The organism is Pantoea sp. Lu_F5_004 (assembly GCF_051136245.1).
In the GTDB taxonomy this organism is placed as follows: domain Bacteria; phylum Pseudomonadota; class Gammaproteobacteria; order Enterobacterales; family Enterobacteriaceae; genus Pantoea; species Pantoea agglomerans.
Window position 1 is genome coordinate 2,588,152 of record NZ_CP194946.1, and the last position, 21,288, is coordinate 2,609,439.

Here is a 21,288-nt window from a genome sequence, read left to right on the forward strand (position 1 = left end):
GCTTATTTCCCGCCAGTTGCACCAGCCTGACCTTTCCCTCCTTCAGATTTCGTCTATCCTTCACTGAAATCAAATAAATCCATAGTCAAAGACCCGTGAAGGAGAAGAGCGATGAGCATGTACAGTACCTTAGAGGAAGCCATCGATGCTGCACGTGAAGAGTTCCTCGCTAACCACCCAGAGCTTGAGGAGGGGGATGCATCAATCAGCCAGTTTGGTCTGCAAAAGTATGTGATGCAGGATGGCGATATCATGTGGCAGGCTGAATTCATGGCAGAAGAAGGTGAATCAGGCGAATGTCTGCCTTACCGCAGCGGTGAAGCGGCACAGGCTATTTTTGATGCAGATTTTGACGAAGTGGAACTGCGTCAGGAGTGGTTAGCAGAAAATACCCTGCACGAGTGGGATGACGGCGAGTTCCAGCTGGAGCCGCCGCTGGACACCGAAGAGGGCGAAGCCGCCGCGCAAGAGTGGGAAGATGATAACAGCGATTCCGATCGCAGTTACTCGTAAGGACCGTGGCTGGCATCCACCGGTAACAACAGGGTATCAACCACCAGCGACAGCGGCAGGTCGAGGATCGTCAGGACCCGCCATCCGCTGTCGCGAACATCCCACTGTACGCCGGGATAGTACTGATTACCGTGCCCCTGCCCGGGAATGGTACGACTGATAATACTGCCGCAACCGCTTAAGCAGAGCACAGCCGCGACGATAACACCCGCCTTTAAGCACCCTTTCAACACTCATATCCGCCATGAAGAAACAGCCATTGAGATCGTCACACGCTGCTCGCGGTGACTGCCAGCAATAAATTTATCAGCGAATCGCTGTTTTAATCCGATAAAAAAAGCGGCATCGCTGCCGCTTTTTCAGATTACGCGTTGGTTGCCAGCGCGTTGGGGTTGAGCGTGAGTTTCTGATAACTCTCAACCCACTGATGATACTTGTCCGCATCTTCCCACAGTCGGGTATGAACACGGGCCAGTACCACTGGATCGCTGATCAGCTGCAGACGCTGTTCGCGGCCCAGTTTATCCGGCGCATCGCTCAGCGCCTGATCAACCCGACGGTCACGCGCATAGTCCAGTAACTGACTCTGCTTGTGGCGCGATGTGGCCAGTGCCGTTGCCAGCGCGTTGAAGGCAGGATGGAATAAGGCATGCATAAAGCCATTTTCCAGCGCACGCTGACGGTTCAGCACCACATAGCGATCGGTATCCACCAGCTCCTGCGGCGGCGAGTACTCTTCCGGGATAAGGAACAGCTTCGCTTTCTTGCTCTTAATGCCCAGCGTTGCGCGGCTCGACATGACCGAGACAAACGGCGACAGAATCAGTGAGAAGACAATCGGTGCCAGCCACCACAGGAAGTTAAGATCCAGCAGTCCCATACCAATCGCCCACACCAGACCTAATGCCATCTGCGAACCGTGACGTTTAAACGCCTCGCTCCACGGTGTTGCATCGTCATCACGCTGCGGTGAGTTCCACACGACTTCCCAGCCGAGGAAGGCGCTGACCACAAATACCGTATGGAACAGCATACGCACCGGAGCCAGCAGCACCGAGAACAGCGTTTCCAGCACCAGTGAAGCCAGCAGCCGCAGAGGTCCGCCGTAGGCCTTCGATCCTTTAAACCAGATCAACACCACACTCAGCATTTTCGGCAGGAACAGCAGCACCATGGTGGTCGAGAACAGCGCTATCGCCAGTTCAGGACGCCACTGCGGCCAGACCGGGAAGAGCTGCCGCGGTTGCAGGAAGTAGGTCGGTTCCATTAGCGTATGCACTACCTGCAGGGCAGTGGAAAGCGCCAGGAACATAAACCACAGCGGAGCCGAGAGGTAGGACATCACACCCGTCAGGAACACCGCACGGTGAACCGGGTGCATCCCTTTCACCAGGAACAGGCGGAAGTTCATCAGGTTGCCGTGACACCAGCGGCGGTCACGTTTCAGCTCATCCAGCAGGTTCGGTGGCAGTTCTTCATAGGATCCCGGCAGGTCATAGGCAATCCAGACGCCCCAACCTGCACGACGCATCAGCGCAGCTTCTACGAAGTCATGCGACATGATTGAACCCGCAAAGGAGCCCTCTCCCGGTAACGGTGCCAGGGCACAGTGCTCAATAAAGGGTTTCACGCGGATAATGGCGTTGTGACCCCAGTAGTGAGACTCGCCCAGCTGCCAGAAATGCAGACCGGCGGTAAACAACGGACCATAGACGCGGGTCGCAAACTGCTGACAGCGCGCATAAAGCGTATCCATACCCGATGCTTTCGGCGACGACTGGATGATCCCGGCATTCGGGTTGGCATCCATCATGCGTACCAGACCGGTGAGACACTCTCCGCTCATGACGCTATCGGCATCCAGCACGACCATGTAGCTGTAGTTGCTGCCCCAGCGACGACAGAAGTCATCGATGTTTCCACTTTTACGCTTCACACGACGACGACGACGGCGATAGAAAATCTTGCCTGCCCCGCCAACATCCCGCACCAGTTCCATCCAGGCTTTCTGTTCGGCAATTGCGATATCCGCATCGTAACTGTCGCTGAGGATGTAGACGTCGAAGTGTTCAGCGTTACCGGTACGAACCACCGACTCCCAGGTCGCACGCAGACCGGCGTAAACACGCTCAACGTCTTCGTTACAGATCGGCATAATCAGCGCGGTACGATGTTCCGGGTTAAGCGGTTCATCTCCGACCGTTGAGTAAGAGATACTGTATTTATCACGTCCAATCAGCAGCTGCAGGAAGCCCATCAGGGCCGTCCAGAAACCGGCAGAGACCCAGCAGAAGAGTATGGCGAACAGGAACAGGATGCCGGTCTGCAACAAATAAGGCAGGATCTGCATCACTGACTGCTGCCAGTTCTGATTGATCATCTCCATCGGATCCAGAAGCGTCCAGCCCTGATACGGCAGAATACTCTTCATGTACCAGGTGGCGACCACGGTCTGGAAAATGGTCAGGATCAGCAGAATGTAGCGTCGGATCGAACCGACATGACGCCACTTTTCCTCGGCACGTCGCTCTTCCGCATTGGCATAACGCGGCACCGATTTGTGTCCACGCAGTGAGTCCCAGGCTCGGGCGACCGGGTTGGTGCGCCAGGCTTCCGGGAACATCAGTGAGCGTTTGACCTTCGGCATCGCCTTCAGCGTGGTGCGGTCGAGGTAATCTTTACCCAACTGCTGACCTTCGGCCAGCGAATCGGGCCAGGCCATTTCAACCCGCGATGAGACCGATTTTAACGGCGCATCGTCGGGACGGTCACTGGCTGCGACATCCCTGCCCAGCACATCATGGATGAAGTGGAACTCGCCGGCATTCTGCAATGAGACGCTCAGGCGGGCCTTCCCTGCCGCATCCAGCGGCAGAGATTCCACATAACGTTGAGGTGTAAAAGTCGATTTATTCATTGGCAGGTAACTGATAGCTCCAGGTTTCCGTCAATGTCTTGTCGCCGCTAACCAGGGCCGCACGCATTTCGGTGGACTGTTTGGCATCTTTCACACGCAGACGCAACACCAGACGCCAGCCTTTGGTGACCGGGTTATAACGTACGCTCTGTTCAACCACATCAGCATTTTTACCCACGCTGACCTGCGGTGCCACCTGACTGTTTTCCGCCATCTTGCTCATGTCTTTACCCACGAAGTCGATGGTGAAAGCCACGGTGCCATCCGGCTGACGCACCAGATTAGACTGCTTGACGTCACCCGCTGAACGCAGGGTATTTTTGACCCAGGCCGTATCATCGGAGTGCAGCTGGTTTTCGTCGCGCGAGAAGTGCAGACGATATTTGAAGTTCATCTCTTTGCCAGGCTCTGGCAGTGTCTCCGGCGTCCAGAACGCAACGATGTTGTCGTTGGTTTCATCTGCCGTCGGGATTTCAACCAGTTCAACCCGGCCTTTACCCCAGTCGCCTATTGGCTCAACCCAGCCGCTTGGACGAAGATCATAGCGGTCATCAAGATCCTGATAGTTGTTAAAGTCACGCCCACGCTGCAGCAGACCAAACCCTTTCGGATTCTCGATGGTGAAGGTGCTCACTGCCAGATGACGCGGGTTGTTCAGCGGACGCCAAATCCACTCCCCGTTGCCATTGTGGATAGAGAGACCGTCAGAGTCGTGCAGTGCCGGACGGAAGTTGTTCACCGTTGATGGCTGGTTCTGACCAAACAGGAACATACTGGTCAGCGGTGCAACACCCAGTTTGCCGACGTTATCACGCAGGTAAACTTTTGACTGCACATCAACCGTTGAAGCGTCACCCGGATGCAGCACAAAGCGATACGCACCCGCCGCACGCGGCGAATCGAGCAGTGCGTAGATCACCAGCTGTTTGTCCTGTGGTTTAGGACGCTGAATCCAGAACTCTTTAAAGCGCGGGAACTCTTCACCGGACGGCAGCGCCGTATCGATGGCAAGTCCACGCGCCGACAGGCCATAAACCTGACCGGCACCGATGACACGGAAATAGCTCGCGCCCAGGAAGCTGGCGATCTCATCGTTTTTACCCTTGTTGTTGAGTGGGTAAAGTACTTTGAAACCGGCAAAACCGAGGTTTTTTACCGCATCCGCGTCATGTTTTACATTACCGAAATTAAAATAATCGGGGTTGTATTTAATCTCGCGCACCGCGCTGGCGGTCACTTCGTTGATCTGCACCGGGGTATCGAAATACATACCCTGATGATAAAACTCCAGCTTGAACGGCGTGCGCAGTTTGCCCCAATACGCTTTATCGTGGTTAAACTGGATCTGCTGATAATCAGCAAATTTCATTTCACGAAATTGAGAGGGTAAATTGCTTTTAGGCGCTTCGAAGCTTTTCCCTGCCAACGCTTTGGCTTGTTTGGCAACATCATCGATGTTAAACGCCCAACTGTTATTGGCGTACAACGCCAGCAGAACTGCAGTACCAATCCAGCGTACCTTCATCAGTCCGGCTTTATTTTTTTCTTTAGTCGGCACATCCCCCCTTTCGTGTGCTTAAATCAAACCCGTTTATCTTAAAGGATTATTCGGTTTTCCGACAGCTTATGCGCAACATTGTTCCCGCATTTCGTCTGGCATTACGCTACTTTTAGGACAATTAGACACTACGGATTCCACTGATAGTATACCTGGTTTATCCCAGGTAGAATTTTCACAGAGCATAATCCGGTTTCAGGGTGAAACCGGTCAAACGTACTAACGAACTGGAACTTTATGAGTACTGTAAAACCTGAACGTGAATACTTCCTCGACTCCATCCGCGCCTATCTGATGTTACTGGGGGTGCCGTTTCACGTTTCCCTCATTTACTCTGCGCAGAAATGGGCAGTAAACAGTCATGAAGCGTCGTTATGGCTGACGCTGCTGAATGATTTTATTCATGCGTTTCGTATGCAGGTGTTTTTCGTCATTTCGGGCTATTTCTCCTACATGCTGTATCTGCGCTATCAGCCACGTCGCTTCCTGAAGGTGCGTCTGGAACGGGTAGGTATCCCACTGCTGACCGCCATTCCGCTGCTGACGCTGCCGCAATTTTTTATGCTGAAAGAGTGGACGGCTAAGCTGGCTGACTGGCCCCACTTCACCCCCTATCAGAAATTTAATAACCTGATGTGGGAGCTGATTTCACACCTGTGGTTCCTGGTGGTGCTGGTGATGCTGACCACGCTGGGGATGGTGACCTTCCGCTGGCTGCGCGATCAGCATCGCACCATTGATTATTCGCGGGTTGGCTGGGGATCGCTGACGGCGGGCGTACTGGCATGGGCGCTGCTCTGGTGCGTGTTCCGTCGTCTGGTGTTTATTTTCCAGCCTGCGTGGCTAATGGATGGTTTGTTTAGCATCATTGTGATGCAGACACTCTTCTATCTGCCGTTCTTTATGCTGGGAGCGCTGGCGTGGAAACATCCCCCGCTGAAGCAGCTGTTTGTCCGCTTCAATCTGGTGATGTGGGTCGGTGCGCTGCTGATGTTTGCGGCCTATTGCGCCAACCAGCGACTGAGCAGCGGTGAGGGCTGGTTGTATGAACTGGATGCGATTATCTCGACGCTGATGGGCATTTGCATGCTCAACGTCTGCTTCTGCTTTGGTCATAAGCTGCTGAATTCACATTCGCCGCGCATTATGTATCTGGTCAATGCGTCACTGTTTATCTATCTGGTGCACCATCCGCTGACGCTGCTGTATGGCATTTACGTGACGCCGCGCATTGAAAACAACACGCTGGGCTTCTTCGTCGGCCTGCTAATGGTGTTTGGCATCGCGTTTCTGCTGTATGAGATTCACCTGCGCATCCCGCTGCTGCGGTTCCTTTTCTCGGGGAAATTTGAGCGTAAACAAGCACAATGACAGGCGATCAGTGACCTCGGGCCATAAGTGAGGTCAGGCTATAAATGATGTGTCTCACAGACAGCTTAAGAGTTTAAAGCGATGGGAGCATACGCCAGTAGCAAAGCATAGCGGGCCAGGGACAAAAACGCCGGGAGCGTTTTTGAACAACGCAACGCGTTGGCCCGGCAACGGGCGCACCTCAGGGATGAGGTGCGTAATCGCCCGCGCTGAGCCCGCCAGGGATGGCGGGTTTTGCATCTTTGCGGAGGGCGTATGCTTCATGAGCCAGCGCCTGTACCCAGGCAAGGTCCAGCTTACAACAGCCACTCAATCGGCAGTCGCCACACCAGACGTACCTGCAGGCGCTGCCACCAGGAGCAGCCCGGCTCGTGTTTATGCACAATCTGCTGCGGCTCATCCGGATACTCCAGCCAGTTTACCCTGCCCCACTTATCCAGCCGCAGCGTCCATGCCCGATCGCGCATTGACTGGCTGAAACGCTGATGCGTCTCTGCGGCGAGCGCCGCGCTCTCAATCACCAGTCCCATTTCCGTATTCAGCACCGCTGAACGGGGATCGAAGTTAAACGAGCCGATAAACAGCGTCTGTTGATCCACTGAGAAGGTTTTGGCATGCAGGCTGGAGCCGGAGTTACCGGTTAATCCCCGGTCGTGCGGGGCATCAGGCACGCCCGCCTGCGGTTTCAGCTCATAGAGCGCAATACCATGACGCAGCAGTTTTTTGCGCCACTTAGCGTAGCCGGCATGGACAATCGACACATCGTTAGCCGCCAGCGAATTGGTCAGAATGGCAATTTTTACCCCTTTGCGCTTCAGCGAAAGCAGCTGAGCGACCCCTGCGCGGGTGGGTACAAAATAGGCCGAGATGATGTCGAACTGCTTTTGTGGCGTGCCTATCACCTCCAGCATTCGCTGCGGCAGCAGGCTTCTGGCACGCGCTTTGCCCAGCCCTTTACGCGGATCATCGCTCAGCAGGCGCGCTTTTGCCCATGTCAGAGCCAGCGAGCCCTCTTCCAGCTCCTGCAGCAGCGAAGAATTTTCCAGCCGCTGAAGATAGCGCTGCACCGGTTCACTGTGACGCCACTCTGCTGGCAGACTCACACTGTCCTCTTCCGGCTCCTCTTCATCCAGCACCTGCTGCAGTGGAGAAACCGGCTTGCTGCGCCAGTAGCGCTCAAAATCCTCTGCGACTTCTTTAACCACCGGGCCTATTGCCATGACGTCGAGATCGGCAAACAGCGGTTCATTGCCGGTGCCGAAATATTCGTCGCCGATATTGCGCCCACCGACCACGGTCGTGACGCCATCCACCGTAAAGCTTTTGTTGTGCATGCGGCGGTTCAGACGGGCAAAGTCAGTGAGATAACCCAGCGCGCGCAGGGTGCGAAACGAGAACGGATTAAACAGCCGCACCTCAATGTTGGGATGGCGGTTGAGCTGGGCCAGCGTCTCGTCCAGGCCCGGCGTATTGTTGTCATCCAGCAGCAGCCGCACTTTTACCCCGCGTCGGGCAGCTTCCAGCACGGCGCTGAACAGCAACCGGCCAGAGAGATCGTTTTGCCAGATGTAATACTGGATATCGAGTGAACGCTCCGCTTTTTGCATCAGCAGATAGCGGGCAGCAAAAGCATCCAGCCCGTCGCTCAGCTGATGGACGCCACTCAGCCCCGGATGGCGCAGACACTCTGGCTCCAGCTGTGTTTCAAGCCAGCTGGACCGTTCCAATGGCTGGGAGAGCTCGAACGCTTCGGTCATGACATTTCCCTGTAAAATGCAGTTATTTTTATTATTCCCCGGTCCGACCTCTGATGCTATTCCTCTGTTCCGACTTAGTGAGGGGTCACGGGCGTTTTTTAGTCTAGACTTAACCGGACGATCTGTGACCGGCATTATCCCGGCAGGAGAGGAATATGTCTCATCAATCCCTTACAGATGCCCGCCAGCGCTATCATCCCGGCCTGTTTCGCAGCTTTTTCCAGGGCAGTTTCCCCTGTTCCACTGCCTGCCGTACGCCCGGGAAACGGCTGGATATGGTGATCAGCAGCGGACACGATATGCTGCTGGAAAAAGATTATGCCGCACTGGCTGAGCAGCATCTGCTCACCGCCCGCGACGGTGCGCGCTGGCATCTGATTGAAAAGATCCCTGGCCAGTATGACTGGCAGAGCTTTCTGCCGATGGTCGAAGCCGCGCGACGTCAGCAGATGGAGATCATCTGGGAGCTGGCTCATTTCGGTTATCCCGATCATCTTAATATCTGGAAAGCCGAATTTGTTGACCATTTTAGTCGTTTCGCTCGCGCGATGGCACAACTGATGCGCGATCAGGGCATCGAACGCCCCTTCTTTACACCGGTTAATCAAATCTCATTCTGGTCATGGGCCGGGGCGGATGTGGCCTGGTTTAATCCTCATGCTGCGCAGCGCGGTAAAGAGCTTAAGCGCCAGCTGGTCCGCGCCTCGCTGGCGGCGATACATGCCATTCGCGAGGTCTATCCGGAGGCGCGTTTTGTACTGACTGACCCGCTGGTGCAGATCGCTCATCATCCCGATAATCCGGACAGCAAACCCTATGCCGATGCGCAGCATCAGGCGCAGTTCGAAGCCTGGGACATGCTGGCCGGTCGCGTCGATAAGGAGCTGGGCGGCAGTGAAGATTGCCTGGATATCCTCGGCCTGAACTACTATCCCGATAACCACTGGTTTTTTCCCGACCAGCCGATGTCGCTGGAGGATCCGGAGCGTGTGCCGCTGCATATCCTGCTGGCGCAGTGCTGGCAGCGCTACCAGCGTCCGATGCTGATTGCTGAAACCGGCGCTGAGGGTGAAGCGCGCGCCCCCTGGCTGCAGGAGATCAGTGAAAACGTGGCGGTGGCGCTGGATCAGGGCATTGCAGTGGAGGGGATTTCGCTCTATCCGGTGGTGGAGTATCCGGCCTGGGCCGATGACCGGCGTTCGCCTGGCCCGCTGCTGGGATTAGCCGATCCCAATGGCAACCGTAATCTGCATGAGCCGCTGGCGCTGGTATTGCGCAGTCAGCAGATTAAGTTTGCGACACGAAATCAGACGTGCTGAGAAGGTGGCTTTTTAGGGTAACAGGAGCGAACGTCGAGAGAGGGATCGGCAGGATGACGTACGTCGGTCAGCCAGACCATGGTAAACAGGAAGGTCACCCCGATCAGGCAGGCCGCCAGCAAACCGATAATTGCGATTAATTTGTCATCTCCGGAGTCCATCGCCTTCTCCTTATTCAATCCGTTGAATCCCTGTGCGTGTCAGCTCATCCAGAGCGTAATCATCAGGACAAAGATTATAAGCGTTACCGAGGTCACCGCAAGCACCACTATCGCAAAGTGCGCATCGTCAAGTGACTGGCGAATTGGCTCATCGTGATCGTCGGGTGGCAAGGGTAAAGACATAACTATCCTGTGAAAAACATGGGCCGCCGGGTTGTGATGCGGTGAGTGACAGTGTAGATGAAAGGCTGATTATCGTCCGGTTCTTTCGTCCGAAAAATAAACTGGCCCGTGCCAGCGCGGCACGGGCCTGAGATCAGACGCCGCGCCAGCGTTTGAAAATCAGTGAAGTATTAATGCCACCAAAGGCAAAGTTGTTGCTCTGGATATAGTCGGTTTCAAGCTCACGCGGCTCACCCATGATGTAATCCAGCTGGCCGCCATCTGCTGCCGGTTGCGTCAGGTTCAGGGTTGGCGCAAACCACCCTTCCCGCATCATCTCAATACTCATCCAGGCTTCGAGCGCCCCACAGGCACCCAGCGTATGGCCAAAATAGGACTTCAGCGAGGAGATCGGTGTCGTTTCGCCAAACACCGCCGCCGTCGCCAGACTTTCGGCCATATCACCCCGTTCAGTGGCGGTGCCGTGCGCATTTACATAACCAACGTCTGCGGCCGTGATACCAGCGCTTTGCAACGCCCGCTCGATGCAGATCTGCATGGTTTCCCGCTGCGGCTGAGTAATATGGGCGGCGTCGCAGTTGGTATGGAAACCGGTGAGCTCGGCGTAGATCGTTGCACCGCGTGCCAGGGCATGTTCCAGCGACTCAAGGATCAGCGTGCCCGCCCCTTCTCCAATTACCAGACCATCGCGCTGCTGATCAAAAGGTGCAGGTGTGGTGTGCGGCGCGTCATTACGCTGGCTGGTGGCAAACAGGGTGTCAAACACCGCGGCTTCCGACGGACAGAGCTCTTCTGCGCCGCCAGCCACCATCACCGTCTGATACCCGTGACGAATCGCTTCCCAGGCATAGCCAATCGCCTGGCTGCCAGAGGTACAGGCGCTGGAGGTCGGGATCACCCGGCCGCGCAGGCCGAAAAAGAGCCCGGCATTGACGGCCGTGGTGTGTGGCATCATCTGCACATAGGTGGTGCCGGTGATATTATTGGTGTGCTTTTCGGTCAGCATGGTAGCGAACTCGCTGACCGGCCCGGTGCTGCCGGTGGAAGAACCGTAGGCGATACCCGTTTCTCCGCTGGTCAGCACCGGATGGTCAATCAGGCCCGCCTGGGTCAGCGCCAGCTCGGTCGCGCGCGTTGCCAGCAGCGAAACGCGGCCCATGGCGCGGATACGCTTGCGGGTGTAGTGCGCAGGCAGCACAAAGTCATCCACCGGTGCGCCGAGCAGCGTATGCAGCCCGTCGTAGATCTGCCACTCCGGCATAAAGCGCACCGCATTGCGGCCCGCACGGATCCGTGCCGAAACCTCAGCCCAGGACTCACCAAAGGCGGTTACGCCGCCCATGCCGGTTACGACTACCCGCTGGATCACAGCATGCCTCCGTTTATAGAAATGACCTGACGCGTCACGTAGCCTGCGATATCGGACATCAGATAGCTCGCCAGTCCGGCGACCTCTTCAGCCGCGCCCATGCGCTTCATCGGCACGATCTTCATCGCTTCCTCAATCACCTGAGGTTCCAGCCCCTCCATTCCGGTATCAATCAGGCCTGGCGCAATGCAGTTAACGGTGATTTTGCGTTTCGCCAGCTCAATCGCCAGCGCCTTAGTGGCACCAATAATGCCCGCTTTCGCCGCGCTGTAGTTCACCTGACCACGATTGCCCATTATCCCCGACACCGACGAGAGGGTGATAATGCGGCCGCCGCGCCGCAGACCGATCATCGGCATCACGCAGGGCTGGATCACATTGTAAAAACTGTCGAGATTGGTGTGGATGACGCTGTCCCACTCCTGATCCGTCAGGGCGGGAAACGCCGCATCGCGGGTGATACCGGCGTTGCTCACCACACCATAATAGGCGCCATGTTGCTCAATATCCGCCTCCAGGGCAGCGCGGGTTGCCGCCCGATCGGCCACATCAAATCCCAGCACACGGCCGCTGCCGCCTGCGGTTTCGATCTGCTGCAGGCACTGCTCAGCGCCTGCGCGGTCACGGTTGAAATGGACGATAACCTGATAGCCATCCTGGGCGAGACGCAACGCAATCGCGCGGCCAATCCCTTTACTGGCGCCCGTCACTAATACCGAATCTGTCATGGCTGATTTCCTTGTGACATCAATTGCTGTAATTCTGCTTCATTGGGTTGATACGTATTCAGGCGACCGCTGGCAAGCCGCTGGGTGCCGTAATGAATGTCGCCCTCAAAGCTGCCCATGCGGTCATCGCGCATCAGCAGCGTCATTCTGATATCCAGCGTAACACTGGCGGGAAAGAGGGATCGCTCTGCCCGCCAGCCGCGTCCGCCCAGCAGCATGCCGGGCGGGATAAGGGTTGCGCCGCCCTGCTTTGCATGCCAGCCCGACCAGACGCCCACGGTTTGCGCCATCATTTCCACGCCAAACCAGGCGGGCAGTTCACCCTGAGGCGTCAGAAACGGTGTCAGTACGCCACCGGCGCAGGTCGACACCTGACAGTGGACCTGCTCATCATCCACGGCGATCAGCTGATCAAGCAGCAGCATCGGCGCAGCGTGCGGCAGCCAGCGTGCCGCGGGAGAATTAATAACCATGTTGGCGTCCCAGAATCAGACAGGTGTTGTTGCCGCCAAAGGCGAAGGAGTTAGAGGCGATGACAGGCCGTTGCAGCGCCTGCGGCTGTAATAACAATCCGCAATCCGGCAGCGTCTCATCCTGCGCCGCCGCACTGAAATCCTGTGCGGGCAGCGGCAGATTGTTTTGCAGGATCAGCGCACTGAGAGCGGCTTCACATACTCCTGCTGCGCCGAGCGTATGGCCGGTCAGATGTTTGGTCGAGCTGCACGGCACCGCATTGCCAAACAGACGCTGAATCACGGCAGCTTCCATCTGGTCGTTAAGCGGCGTTGCAGTGCCGTGCAGATTGATATAACCCACCTGCTCTGGCAACAGGTTCGCCTGTTGCAGCGCCATACGCATCGCCCGTTCAGCGCCCTCGCCCTGCGGATGGGGAGCGGACATGTGCCAGGCGTCAGACGATTCGCCAGCTCCCAGTAGCGCCAGCGGCTGCGGTTCCCGCGTCAGCAGCATCAGTGCGGCCCCTTCGCCAATGGAGATGCCGTCGCGATCGCGGCTGAAAGGGGTGCAGCGACGTTCAGAGAGCGACTCCAGGCTGTCGAATCCGTTGATCGGCATCCGGCTCAGCGAGTCCGCACCGCCCACCAGCGCCACATCCGCCAGCCCCGCCGCGATCAGACGCTCACCACTGATAATGGCGCGGGCGCTGGAGGAGCAGGCGGTTGAAATGGTATAGGCCGGGCCATCCAGGCGCAGAAAGTGAGCCAGGAAACGGGAGGGATCGCCCAGCTCCTGCATCTGATAGTGATAACCGGACTGACTGCCGCCAATCTGCTGATCGCCCTCATCCACGCCCGAGGTGCTGGTTCCCAGCACAATTGCCACTCTGCTGGCACCATAGTGCGCAATCGCCGCGTCGAGCGCCGGACGGATTTGCGCCAGCGCGGCCAGCAGCAGCTGGTTATTACGGGTATTGTGCGCGCTCAGAGCAGCAGGAATCGATGGCAAATCACCTTCAACTCTGCCAAGCCAGCAGGCGCGGTCACCGCTCAGCCAGCCATGACGCAGCTGCATGCCGGGTGCCTCACCCCTGGTAAGGCTGGCCGCAATCTGCTGAGTATTATTCCCCAGGGCATTCAGCATGCCGATGGCAGAGATGTAAATCATAAGGCATCCAGATGTTGAATGCGGATCTGATAGCCAAACGCATGCTGCTGAATGCTGATGGGCTGGCGCTGATTACCGCGTTGCAGATAATCGATTTCGGTGACCAGCTGGTTATCGGCATCGATCAGCCGTCGCTTTAACCCCTGATCCTGCAGCGTCCAGCCTGGCGGCAGCTGTTTTTGCCACAGATCCCGTGGCCAGTAGCTGAGCATAATATCCGCCAGCACCTGACTGGCAGGCGGCATCTGCGGCAGCGGCATCAGCTGCTGAGTGTGAATACCGCTGGCATCGTAGCGCAGGCTGAACAGGCGAATACCCACTGAGGAGAGGCCGGCCAGATCAATTTGCTGTTCATCGGCGCTGAGCAGCACCAGCAGTGACTGACTCTGGCCTTTCACCTGTCCGGTCAGCAACTGCTGCTGCTGAAAGGCGGGACGGATGCCCGGCGGTGGCAGCGTCACCTTCACGCCCGGTTTCAGCCAGGCGGTGGGACGGCTGCTGTCAGGTGCAGGTCCGGCACAGGCGCTGAGCAGCAGAGCCGTCAGCAGAATAAGAGCGGCGCGGATCATCGTTTACTCCTTGATCGGGTGGGTCGCATCGCCAGCGGCGACAGCAGGAAAGCGCTGAAGATGCCGCTGCATAACACTGTGCCAAAACTGGCAATCGCGCTGGTGCTGCTGAATACCAGCATCCCCAGCGTCAGTAAGGTGGTAATCATCGCCAGCGACACCGCCAGCAACGAGGTCAGCGGCGTACCCTGCGGGTTGCTGAAAAAGAGCGTGTAGTTAATGCCAATGCCCAGCACCAGAATCAGTGCCAGCAGCGCAAACAGGTTCAGCGACGCGCCGATCCAGCCCAGCGTTGCCAGCGCCATCGCCAGCGACAGCACTGATGGCAGCGCGCTGCGTAAGCCCGCCTTTAACCCCAGTCGCAGGACAAAACTCAGGGTGATCAGCAGCAGCGCCAGCGCCAGTAACCCGCTCAGCAGGGTGCGCCAGAAACTGAACAGCGAATCGTAACCTGATTTACGGTCAATCCAGCTGACGCCCGGATGCTGTTTGGTCAGCTCCGCGAGTGCAGCGCTGTTTTTTACGCCGCTGGTGGGGATCAAAACACCGCTGCGCCCGTCTGGCAGCGTCAGCCACAGCAGTCGCCAGCCTTCACTCAGCGGACTCGCCAGCCACGCCTCTGGTGTTACCGGCATCGGGGTCAGATCCGGTGCCGGCAGCGTGATACCCGCCTGCTGCAGGCGGGCCGTAATATCCGGTGCTGCCTGTTTCAACAGCTGAAGATCCCGCTGTTGCTGCGCCAGCGACGTCAGCGGCAGCAGACGATAGTGCTGCAGCCAGCCCTGCTGCTGCGCCTGCTGCAGATCCGGTGCCAGTTTTTCCAGCCGCTGCAGCGTCTGCTGCGCGTCATCGCCCCAGACCACAAACCAGGTCTGATCGGCGCGCTGTCCGGTCAGGGTTGCCAGCTGGCGATCATGCTCCAGCAAATGCGCAGGCGCACTTTGCAGATGGGCGATATCATCATCCACCTTTAACTGGGCGATACCGGCCAGCGCAAAGATCGCCATCGCCACCGGTAATCCGACGCGCAGCCCGCGCTGGCGACGCCAGGCGGCAAGCCAGCGCGCCAGCGGCACCATCAGCGGTACCGGACGCACCGGTAATCCGCGTACCAGCCACGGATAGATCAGAATCACCGTCAGACAGGAAGCCGTTAAGCCGCTGGCGGCAAACACCGCCAGCTGCCGCAGCCCCGGAAAGGGTGCCAGCAGCATCAGCAGCCAGGCGATGGCGGTGGTCCCGAGCGCCAGCAGCAGCGTGCCGCGGACTTTTCGCAGGCTCTGCCACGGCGTCTGCTGATCGCCATGAACCATGCGCTCGGTGAGATAATAGAGCGTGTAATCGGCCGAGATGCCGACAATACTCAGGCTCATCACCAGCGTCATCAGATGCAGTTCACCGAAGCAAAGCAGCGTCATCACCGTGCCCGCCATCGCGCCGATGACCACGGATGTGACCGTCAGCAACAGCGGGCGCAGTGAACGGAAGACCAGCAGCACCAGCAGGATGACGCCCCCCAGCGTCACACTGCCCAGCGTTTTTACGTCATGCTGCGCACGCTGGCTGGCGTTGTCGCTGAACAGCACCGTGCCACGCGTCAGCAGTTTCGCCTGCGGCCAGTGGCTTTTAAGCTGTTGCTCCAGCGCGCTGAGCCGGGTAACCAGCGCATGACTTTGCTGCATACTGAAGGCGTTGTTCGCCAGTTCGCCATGCAGAAAATACCACTGCTGACCCTGTGCATCTTTTACTGTCAGCCAGCCATCATGCAGCGTCATGCGCCCGGCGTTTTGTGCCAGCGCCAGCTGCGAACCCCGCACCAGCATCAGAGGATCGCCCTGCAACTCTTTACTGCTGACGCCAGAGAAAGCCGAAAAGAGCTGCGCCAGCAGCCAGTCAGCCTGCGCCTCGCCGCCGTTCTGCAAGCGGTCGCGCGTCACTTCATCGATCAGGCCGTTACGGTGTTGCCAGGCAAAGCGTCCCCACTGCTGCTGCTGCTGCCCGTCGAGATCACCCTGCACCTGTTTCAGGTCAGGCAGCGCGCGCAGCTGGGCCAGCCACCAGGCGGCGACCTGGGGATCGTCCTGCTCTCCGGGTGAAACCAGCCACACCAGCTGGCGATCCAGTCGCTGCATAAAGCCCTGCTGCAGCGCAGGCGGTGCCGCCCCCAGATTCTGCTGCGGCAGCAGCGCCAGCACACTGCTGTTGAGCTGACTGCGCGGCAGCAAAAAAGAGAGCGCTGCCGCCAGCAGCAGACAGAGGGCCAGCCACAGGAGGGCCAGCAGCCGATCGTTACGGCCCGGCAAAACGCGCCTGCTCCTCGTCGCTTAACTGCGGCGGTTCAATTCGGGTGTTGCTGAGCTCTATTTGCGTTTTATCGCCCTGCTTATCATCCAGGTTGATGCTGTCCAGGTAAGCGCTGCCCGCCAGCGAGATACGGTTGAAGATTTTGTTGAGCGGCGCCGCTTTGGGCGTCAGCTCCAGCGTCCAGGCTCCGTTGCCGCGATCGCTGAAGGCCACGCTGAAGTTCTCGTTCAGCACTTTCTGGTCGGCCTGGAACAGCGCCCGCAAGAGATGGTTGAACTGGAACATCTGCGGGTTACTGTCGGCGGTGATCACCTGAGGCTTCTGGCCGCTGAGGCTCTGCACCATGCGTTTATCATCCAGCAGCAGCGTCATCACAAAGGGTGTCTGCTGATGCCACCATAAGCCCTGCTCGCGAGCGATCAGCATCTGCCCGTGCGAGACCAGCGGCTGACGCATGCCGGAAATGGTGCGCGTCTGGATAAAGTCTGCCCGAATCACCGGCTGGCTGGCAAAACGCTGCTGCAGCTGATCCAGCGTGACCGCGCTGGCGGCACTGGCCCACAGCAGCAGGCTGGTAAGCACAATTTTCAGCATCCTTTCACTCCTAAACGTTCCAGTAAAATATCGGGTGAAACAAAGCACAACGCCTGACTCTCCTGCTCCACCGCCACCTGCAGAGTATGCGCTTTGGTGGTGATCTGGCCGGCAGCATTTCGCACTTCATAGTCGATGCGCAGACGATTCTCATATTCTGTGATCCGGGCGCTGACGCGAATTGTCTCTTCGCAGCGCAGTGGCTGGCGGTATTTGACCCGGGTATCGACCACCGGCCAGACGTAGCCGCTGGCGGCCATCTCGGCATAGCTATAGTTAATGCTGCGCAGCAGGGCTTCACGCGCCACTTCGAAAAAGCGGAAATAGTTGCCGTGCCAGACCACGCCCATGGGATCGCAGTCGTGGAATGAGACGGTCAGCACGACTTCAGCATGATGTTCAGTCATGGTCAGACTCCTTGTGGTGCGCCTGTTGATCAGGCAGCGTCCAGAAATCGAAAAAGTTAAACCAGTCGAGCGGTGCCAGCAGTGCGTAATGGGCCAGCCGCGCAGCGTAACGATCGACCGCCTGTTGCAGTGCCTGCTGACGTTGTGCACGCGGCAGCAGCAGCGGATCGGCGAAGGGCTCACAGTGAATACGCAGTTTACCCTGTTGCTGCAGGGCGAACATCAGCAGCACCGGACAGCGCAACGCAGCCGCCAGTACAAACGGCCCCTGTGGAAAGGGCGCGGCGCGGCCCAGAAAGTCGCTCCAGATCACCCGCCGCTCGCCGCCGCGCTGCGGATTGACCGCAGTGCGATCCCCGACAATCGCCACCCATTCGCCCGCATCCAGCTTCTGTTGCAGCAGGATAGCGGTCTCCGGCCCGATATCGCTCACTGGCATCAGATTCACCCCCGCCTGTGGAGCAATGGTTTCCAGCACCGCCAGAAAACGCCGGGCGTTGTCGGTAAACACCAGCGCATTAATCACCAGCCCGCTGACCTGCTGCGCCATCGCGCGACAGGCTTCAATGTCGCCAAGATGGGAAGCGAGAATCAGCTTGCCCTGCGGCGTGGGTGTGCGGATCACCGCTTCTGCGCCTGGCGCAAAATCGATATCACGTCCCCAGCGCAGATCGCCGCGCCAGCTGGCCACTTTATCCAGCATTGCCCCGGCAAACCGCAGGAAATGGCGGTAGCTGTTAAGCCGTGGCGGTAACGCAATCTGCTGCTGCTGCGCGGCGGTAGTGACCTGCGCCAGCCACTGCCGGGAAGCGCGTCGCGCGCGCTGTCCGCTCAGCCAGTAGACCGCCACTACCGGCCAGAGTAGCAGCGTAAAGGGGAGGCGCCCGCCGTAGCGATAGACCGCCAGCATAAAACGTAATCCCCACTGTCCGCGCCGCTCCGTTTCCACAGACCAGTGCGTCGGCGGTTTGCGCAGCGCCAGCAGACGAGGAATGCGCGGCAGCATGCCGAAAAACAGCCGGGTATGCATCCAGGAGATGCGCAGGTTGTCGTAGAGCGCATCGAAGTGTGACAGCCCGCTGGCCGGATAGGTGACGCGGGTCGGGATAAAGCGACTGCGGGTTCCCTGCCAGTAGAGTCGCACCATGATCTCGGTGTCAAAATCCATGCGCTGACCGATGGCCCGGCGAGCGCACAGCGCCAGCGTCGCGGCCAGGGGATAGACGCGGAAGCCGCACATGCTGTCGCGGATCGACAGCGACAACGTTTCAATCCAGACCCAGAAGTGGCTGATGTAGCGACCGTAAAGGCGTGATTTGGGGATCGAGTCGTCATAGAGCGGCTGACCGGAGATCAGCGCGTCGGGATAACGCTCCGCTTCCGCCAGCATCAGCGGCAGATCTTCCGCCTGATGCTGGCCGTCCGCGTCGAGCTGCACCGCATGGGTGAAGCCGCGTGCCGCCGCGGCCCGCAGACCGTGGATCACCGCCGCGCCTTTACCCTGATTGCTGTCGAGTCGCAGCAGGCTGAGCTGCGGGGCGTGCAGCGTCGCCAGCTGAAGCTGAGTGGCCGCATCACTACCATCATCCACCACGATTACCGGCAGATTAAAGGGTGCCAGCCGTGCCAGTACTGACGCCATCATCGCGCCGTGGTTGTAGCAGGGGATCACCACGCAGGGTGAAAACGGGGCGCTTAACACAGCGCGATCTTCCCGCTGCTGGCGGTCTGCTCGCCGTCGTCCTTCAGCAGGCTGTAACGGAAACTCAGGCGGGATTTTTCAGCGTCCCAGTCAAGACGCAGTTGCAATAGCGAGTCGGGTAATACCGGCTGCTGAAATTTAATGTTATCAACGGCAACAAACTGTTTGCCGGGCGCAAGCAGTGACACCCCATAGTGCATCACCCAGTCGAGCTGAGCCACACCGGGCAGAATGGGCAGATGCGGAAAGTGGCCCTGAAACCAGAAGAGTCCGGCATCTATCTGCAGGGTCAGCGTGACGCTGTCAGCCCGCAGATCCCGGCTGCGTTCAATCGGCAACATGAAAAAGTTCCTCTATTTGCGGCCAGGCGCGTTTGCTTTGGGTGGTCACCGGAATAGTGGCCACAATCCGCCAGTAGCGCGGCATCGCCAGCGGTTCCAGCCAGCGCTGCAGCTGGCGTTTCCACTGCTGCCTGCGCTGATGCAGAGCCGCCTCATCCAGTGCGCTGTTAAGCGACAGCACGACGCCAATCGCCTGACGCTCATGACGCGTGACCACCAGCGCTACGGCATCCTCGATTTCCGGCAGGTCGGTCAGACGGCGCTCTATCTCGCTTAATGAGATGCGCTTGTCACCGATTTTTACGATGCGATCGTGGCGTCCTGCAAGCTGAAATCCGCCATCCGGCTGCATAGTCAGTCGATCGTCGAGCTGCAGCCCGCTGTCACCGGCAATCAGCGGCGACCAGACCTGCCAGCGATCGGGCATCACCTGCTCCAGCCTGACCTGCGGGAAGCAGCGCCACGGCGCCTCCGCCCGATCACGCTGACGCCAGGCCAGAATGCCGGTTTCGGTGCTGCCGTAGATTTCACTGACCTGACAGCCAAAGCGCTGCCAGACCTGCTCCGCATCAGATTCGCGCAGTGCGCCACCGGCAGAGACAATCAGTTCACAGGCGGGCGCTTTCAGCGCGCTGTCCAGCCGCGATAAAAAGGCCGGGCTGCTGATAAAGGCATAGCGAACGTCGCGCGGAAGCCGGGCCAGCTGTTCACCGTAAAACAGCGGCTGGGCGGCAAACGGCAGCCTGAGCGTCATCGGCAGGAAAAGTCGAAACGATAGACCGTAGAGATGCTGATGGCTGACCGAGGCGATGACCCGGCACCCCCGCAACGGTTCGCCCCACAGGCTGCTGAGCCAGCGGCTCTCCTGCTCCATCACCGCCAGCGACTTTACCACCTGACGCGGCGCGCCGGTGGATCCCGAGGTGAAGAGCACCAGCTCTGCACTCTCCGGCAGCGGTGGCAGCGGCCCCTGCGTTTCTGCGTCGTCCCACGCCAGCAGTGGCAGGCTGACCGCCAGCGGCATGTCGCACAGCACGCCATCCAGCCGATCCTGCCTCTCATCCAGCAGCGCGGCGCGGCAGTGGCCCGGCATCACCGGCGTTTTACCGGCATACCAGCATGCCAGCAGCGCCACACAAAAACGGTAACTGTCATCAAAACAGAGCGCCCAGTGGCTGCCCGGTTGTGCTACTAATCGCTGGCTGAGCGCCATGACCTGACAATGCATCGTGCTGAGCATCAAGCGTTGATCGCCGCGCCAGGCGACCTCGCGATCGTCTCCCGTCAGCCAGTCGGCCACCCTCATGCTTTTCGCCTCACGCGCTGACGTACCAGCCATTCAGCACTCATCAGCGCTGCAATTAACAGATAACTTATGCCGCCATTCCACAGCGTCCAGAGTCGCAGATCGCCCAGCAGACAGGTAAAGAGCGCCATGCTGCCGTTGCCGATAAAAAACAGGCACCAGATTTGGGTGACGCGGCGGGTATAGCGCACTGCCGCAGGGGGAAGCACGGGCTCACGCAGCCGGGCGAGGCGTTCCACCAGCGGCATCGCACTCCAGAGTGAGGCGCCAAACACCAGCAGCATCGCCAGATTGACCGCCACCGGATACCACAGCAGCAGATGCTGAGTGCGTAATAGCTGGCTGCTGACACAGAGCAGTGCGCCGAGCAGCGCCAGCCAGCCCATGACCGCGCCCATGGCGTTTTGCTGACGACGCAGCTGCAGCCAGCGCAGGCCAAACAGCAGCGCCAGCAGCCAGAAAAGCCCCTGCCAGCGCGGCTGGGTCAGCGCCAGCCAGACCAGCAGTGGCCAGGCCAGCAGCGTAAGCAGATTCAGCAGGCGAAGCGTAGCAGCAGGCACGGCGGG

The 21,288-nt window shown here is 58.6% G+C and carries 21 protein-coding genes; 3 read left to right on the forward strand and 18 right to left on the reverse strand.

Features of this window, described 5'->3' with window-relative positions; genetic code table 11:
* Positions 1–111: 111 nt before the first annotated feature.
* Positions 112–513: a MysB family protein gene (locus tag ACR8BN_RS12000; protein WP_064704827.1), complete on the forward strand. Its 402-nt coding sequence runs from the start codon at positions 112–114 to the stop codon at positions 511–513.
* On the opposite strand, the gene ACR8BN_RS12005 is transcribed toward ACR8BN_RS12000, so the two are convergent.
* The 3 genes from ACR8BN_RS12005 to ACR8BN_RS12015 all read right to left on the reverse strand — a co-directional run bounded on the left by ACR8BN_RS12005 (position 504) and on the right by ACR8BN_RS12015 (position 4,958).
* Positions 504–743 carry a YceK/YidQ family lipoprotein gene (locus ACR8BN_RS12005; protein WP_010669829.1) on the reverse strand — a complete coding sequence of 80 codons (240 nt, stop codon included), beginning with the start codon at positions 741–743 and terminating at the stop codon, positions 504–506. The two genes, ACR8BN_RS12000 and ACR8BN_RS12005, sit on opposite strands and share 10 nt — an antisense overlap.
* A 134-nt stretch (positions 744–877) precedes the next feature.
* The gene (gene mdoH / locus ACR8BN_RS12010) at positions 878–3,430 is read right to left on the reverse strand and encodes a glucans biosynthesis glucosyltransferase MdoH (RefSeq protein ID WP_115758933.1); all 2,553 of its coding nucleotides are present in this window, start codon (positions 3,428–3,430) and stop codon (positions 878–880) included.
* Positions 3,423–4,958: a glucan biosynthesis protein G gene (locus ACR8BN_RS12015; RefSeq protein WP_170933489.1), complete on the reverse strand. Its 1,536-nt coding sequence runs from the start codon at positions 4,956–4,958 to the stop codon at positions 3,423–3,425. The genes mdoH and ACR8BN_RS12015 overlap by 8 nt, the downstream gene beginning before the upstream one ends.
* A 267-nt stretch (positions 4,959–5,225) precedes the next feature.
* Here ACR8BN_RS12015 and mdoC point away from each other — a divergent pair, with 267 nt between their 5' ends.
* Entirely contained in the window at positions 5,226–6,359 is a 1,134-nt protein-coding gene (gene mdoC / locus ACR8BN_RS12020; RefSeq protein ID WP_143789198.1) for a glucans biosynthesis protein MdoC, read from the forward strand.
* Between the two features lie 296 nt (positions 6,360–6,655).
* Here mdoC and ACR8BN_RS12025 read toward each other — a convergent pair whose 3' ends face one another.
* A complete protein-coding gene (locus ACR8BN_RS12025; RefSeq protein ID WP_039387457.1) occupies positions 6,656–8,116 on the reverse strand; it encodes a phospholipase D family protein in 1,461 nt (486 codons plus the stop codon).
* A 155-nt stretch (positions 8,117–8,271) separates the two neighbouring features.
* Here ACR8BN_RS12025 and ACR8BN_RS12030 point away from each other — a divergent pair, with 155 nt between their 5' ends.
* Positions 8,272–9,435 carry a beta-glucosidase gene (locus ACR8BN_RS12030; protein ID WP_115387672.1) on the forward strand — a complete coding sequence of 388 codons (1,164 nt, stop codon included), beginning with the start codon at positions 8,272–8,274 and terminating at the stop codon, positions 9,433–9,435.
* On the opposite strand, the gene ACR8BN_RS12035 is transcribed toward ACR8BN_RS12030, so the two are convergent.
* The 14 genes from ACR8BN_RS12035 to ACR8BN_RS12100 form a co-directional block, all read right to left on the reverse strand.
* Positions 9,423–9,596 carry a hypothetical protein gene (locus ACR8BN_RS12035; RefSeq protein ID WP_010246427.1) on the reverse strand — a complete coding sequence of 58 codons (174 nt, stop codon included), beginning with the start codon at positions 9,594–9,596 and terminating at the stop codon, positions 9,423–9,425. The two genes, ACR8BN_RS12030 and ACR8BN_RS12035, sit on opposite strands and share 13 nt — an antisense overlap.
* 39 nt (positions 9,597–9,635) lie before the next feature.
* A complete protein-coding gene (locus tag ACR8BN_RS12040) occupies positions 9,636–9,779 on the reverse strand; it encodes a hypothetical protein (protein WP_010246429.1) in 144 nt (47 codons plus the stop codon).
* A 133-nt stretch (positions 9,780–9,912) separates the two neighbouring features.
* Positions 9,913–11,148 carry a beta-ketoacyl-ACP synthase gene (locus ACR8BN_RS12045; protein ID WP_181882715.1) on the reverse strand — a complete coding sequence of 412 codons (1,236 nt, stop codon included), beginning with the start codon at positions 11,146–11,148 and terminating at the stop codon, positions 9,913–9,915.
* Positions 11,145–11,876 (reverse strand): 3-ketoacyl-ACP reductase FabG2, encoded by a 732-nt coding sequence (locus ACR8BN_RS12050; protein ID WP_010246433.1) that lies wholly within the window; start codon positions 11,874–11,876, stop codon positions 11,145–11,147. The genes ACR8BN_RS12045 and ACR8BN_RS12050 overlap by 4 nt, the downstream gene beginning before the upstream one ends.
* Complete coding sequence (locus ACR8BN_RS12055) at positions 11,873–12,349, reverse strand: ApeP family dehydratase (RefSeq protein WP_010246435.1); 477 nt, start codon at positions 12,347–12,349, stop codon at positions 11,873–11,875. The genes ACR8BN_RS12050 and ACR8BN_RS12055 overlap by 4 nt, the downstream gene beginning before the upstream one ends.
* Entirely contained in the window at positions 12,339–13,499 is a 1,161-nt protein-coding gene (locus ACR8BN_RS12060; protein ID WP_193585362.1) for a beta-ketoacyl-[acyl-carrier-protein] synthase family protein, read from the reverse strand. Before ACR8BN_RS12060 ends, ACR8BN_RS12055 begins: the two co-directional genes overlap by 11 nt.
* Positions 13,496–14,068, reverse strand: a complete 573-nt coding sequence (locus ACR8BN_RS12065) for a DUF3261 domain-containing protein (RefSeq protein WP_039387464.1) — start codon at positions 14,066–14,068, stop codon at positions 13,496–13,498. The genes ACR8BN_RS12060 and ACR8BN_RS12065 overlap by 4 nt, the downstream gene beginning before the upstream one ends.
* Positions 14,065–16,371 carry an MMPL family transporter gene (locus ACR8BN_RS12070; RefSeq protein WP_434746969.1) on the reverse strand — a complete coding sequence of 769 codons (2,307 nt, stop codon included), beginning with the start codon at positions 16,369–16,371 and terminating at the stop codon, positions 14,065–14,067. The genes ACR8BN_RS12065 and ACR8BN_RS12070 overlap by 4 nt, the downstream gene beginning before the upstream one ends.
* Positions 16,358–16,966: a LolA family protein gene (locus ACR8BN_RS12075; protein WP_010246442.1), complete on the reverse strand. Its 609-nt coding sequence runs from the start codon at positions 16,964–16,966 to the stop codon at positions 16,358–16,360. Before ACR8BN_RS12075 ends, ACR8BN_RS12070 begins: the two co-directional genes overlap by 14 nt.
* Positions 16,960–17,373 (reverse strand): acyl-CoA thioesterase, encoded by a 414-nt coding sequence (locus tag ACR8BN_RS12080; protein WP_031594668.1) that lies wholly within the window; start codon positions 17,371–17,373, stop codon positions 16,960–16,962. Before ACR8BN_RS12080 ends, ACR8BN_RS12075 begins: the two co-directional genes overlap by 7 nt.
* Entirely contained in the window at positions 17,366–19,075 is a 1,710-nt protein-coding gene (locus ACR8BN_RS12085; protein ID WP_434746970.1) for a glycosyltransferase family 2 protein, read from the reverse strand. The genes ACR8BN_RS12080 and ACR8BN_RS12085 overlap by 8 nt, the downstream gene beginning before the upstream one ends.
* Complete coding sequence (locus tag ACR8BN_RS12090; protein WP_191938243.1) at positions 19,069–19,416, reverse strand: 3-hydroxyacyl-ACP dehydratase FabZ family protein; 348 nt, start codon at positions 19,414–19,416, stop codon at positions 19,069–19,071. The genes ACR8BN_RS12085 and ACR8BN_RS12090 overlap by 7 nt, the downstream gene beginning before the upstream one ends.
* The gene (locus tag ACR8BN_RS12095) at positions 19,403–20,722 is read right to left on the reverse strand and encodes an AMP-binding protein (protein ID WP_434747588.1); all 1,320 of its coding nucleotides are present in this window, start codon (positions 20,720–20,722) and stop codon (positions 19,403–19,405) included. Before ACR8BN_RS12095 ends, ACR8BN_RS12090 begins: the two co-directional genes overlap by 14 nt.
* Positions 20,719–21,282 (reverse strand): hypothetical protein, encoded by a 564-nt coding sequence (locus ACR8BN_RS12100; RefSeq protein WP_208443822.1) that lies wholly within the window; start codon positions 21,280–21,282, stop codon positions 20,719–20,721. The genes ACR8BN_RS12095 and ACR8BN_RS12100 overlap by 4 nt, the downstream gene beginning before the upstream one ends.
* Between the last annotated feature and the right edge of the window lie 6 nt (positions 21,283–21,288).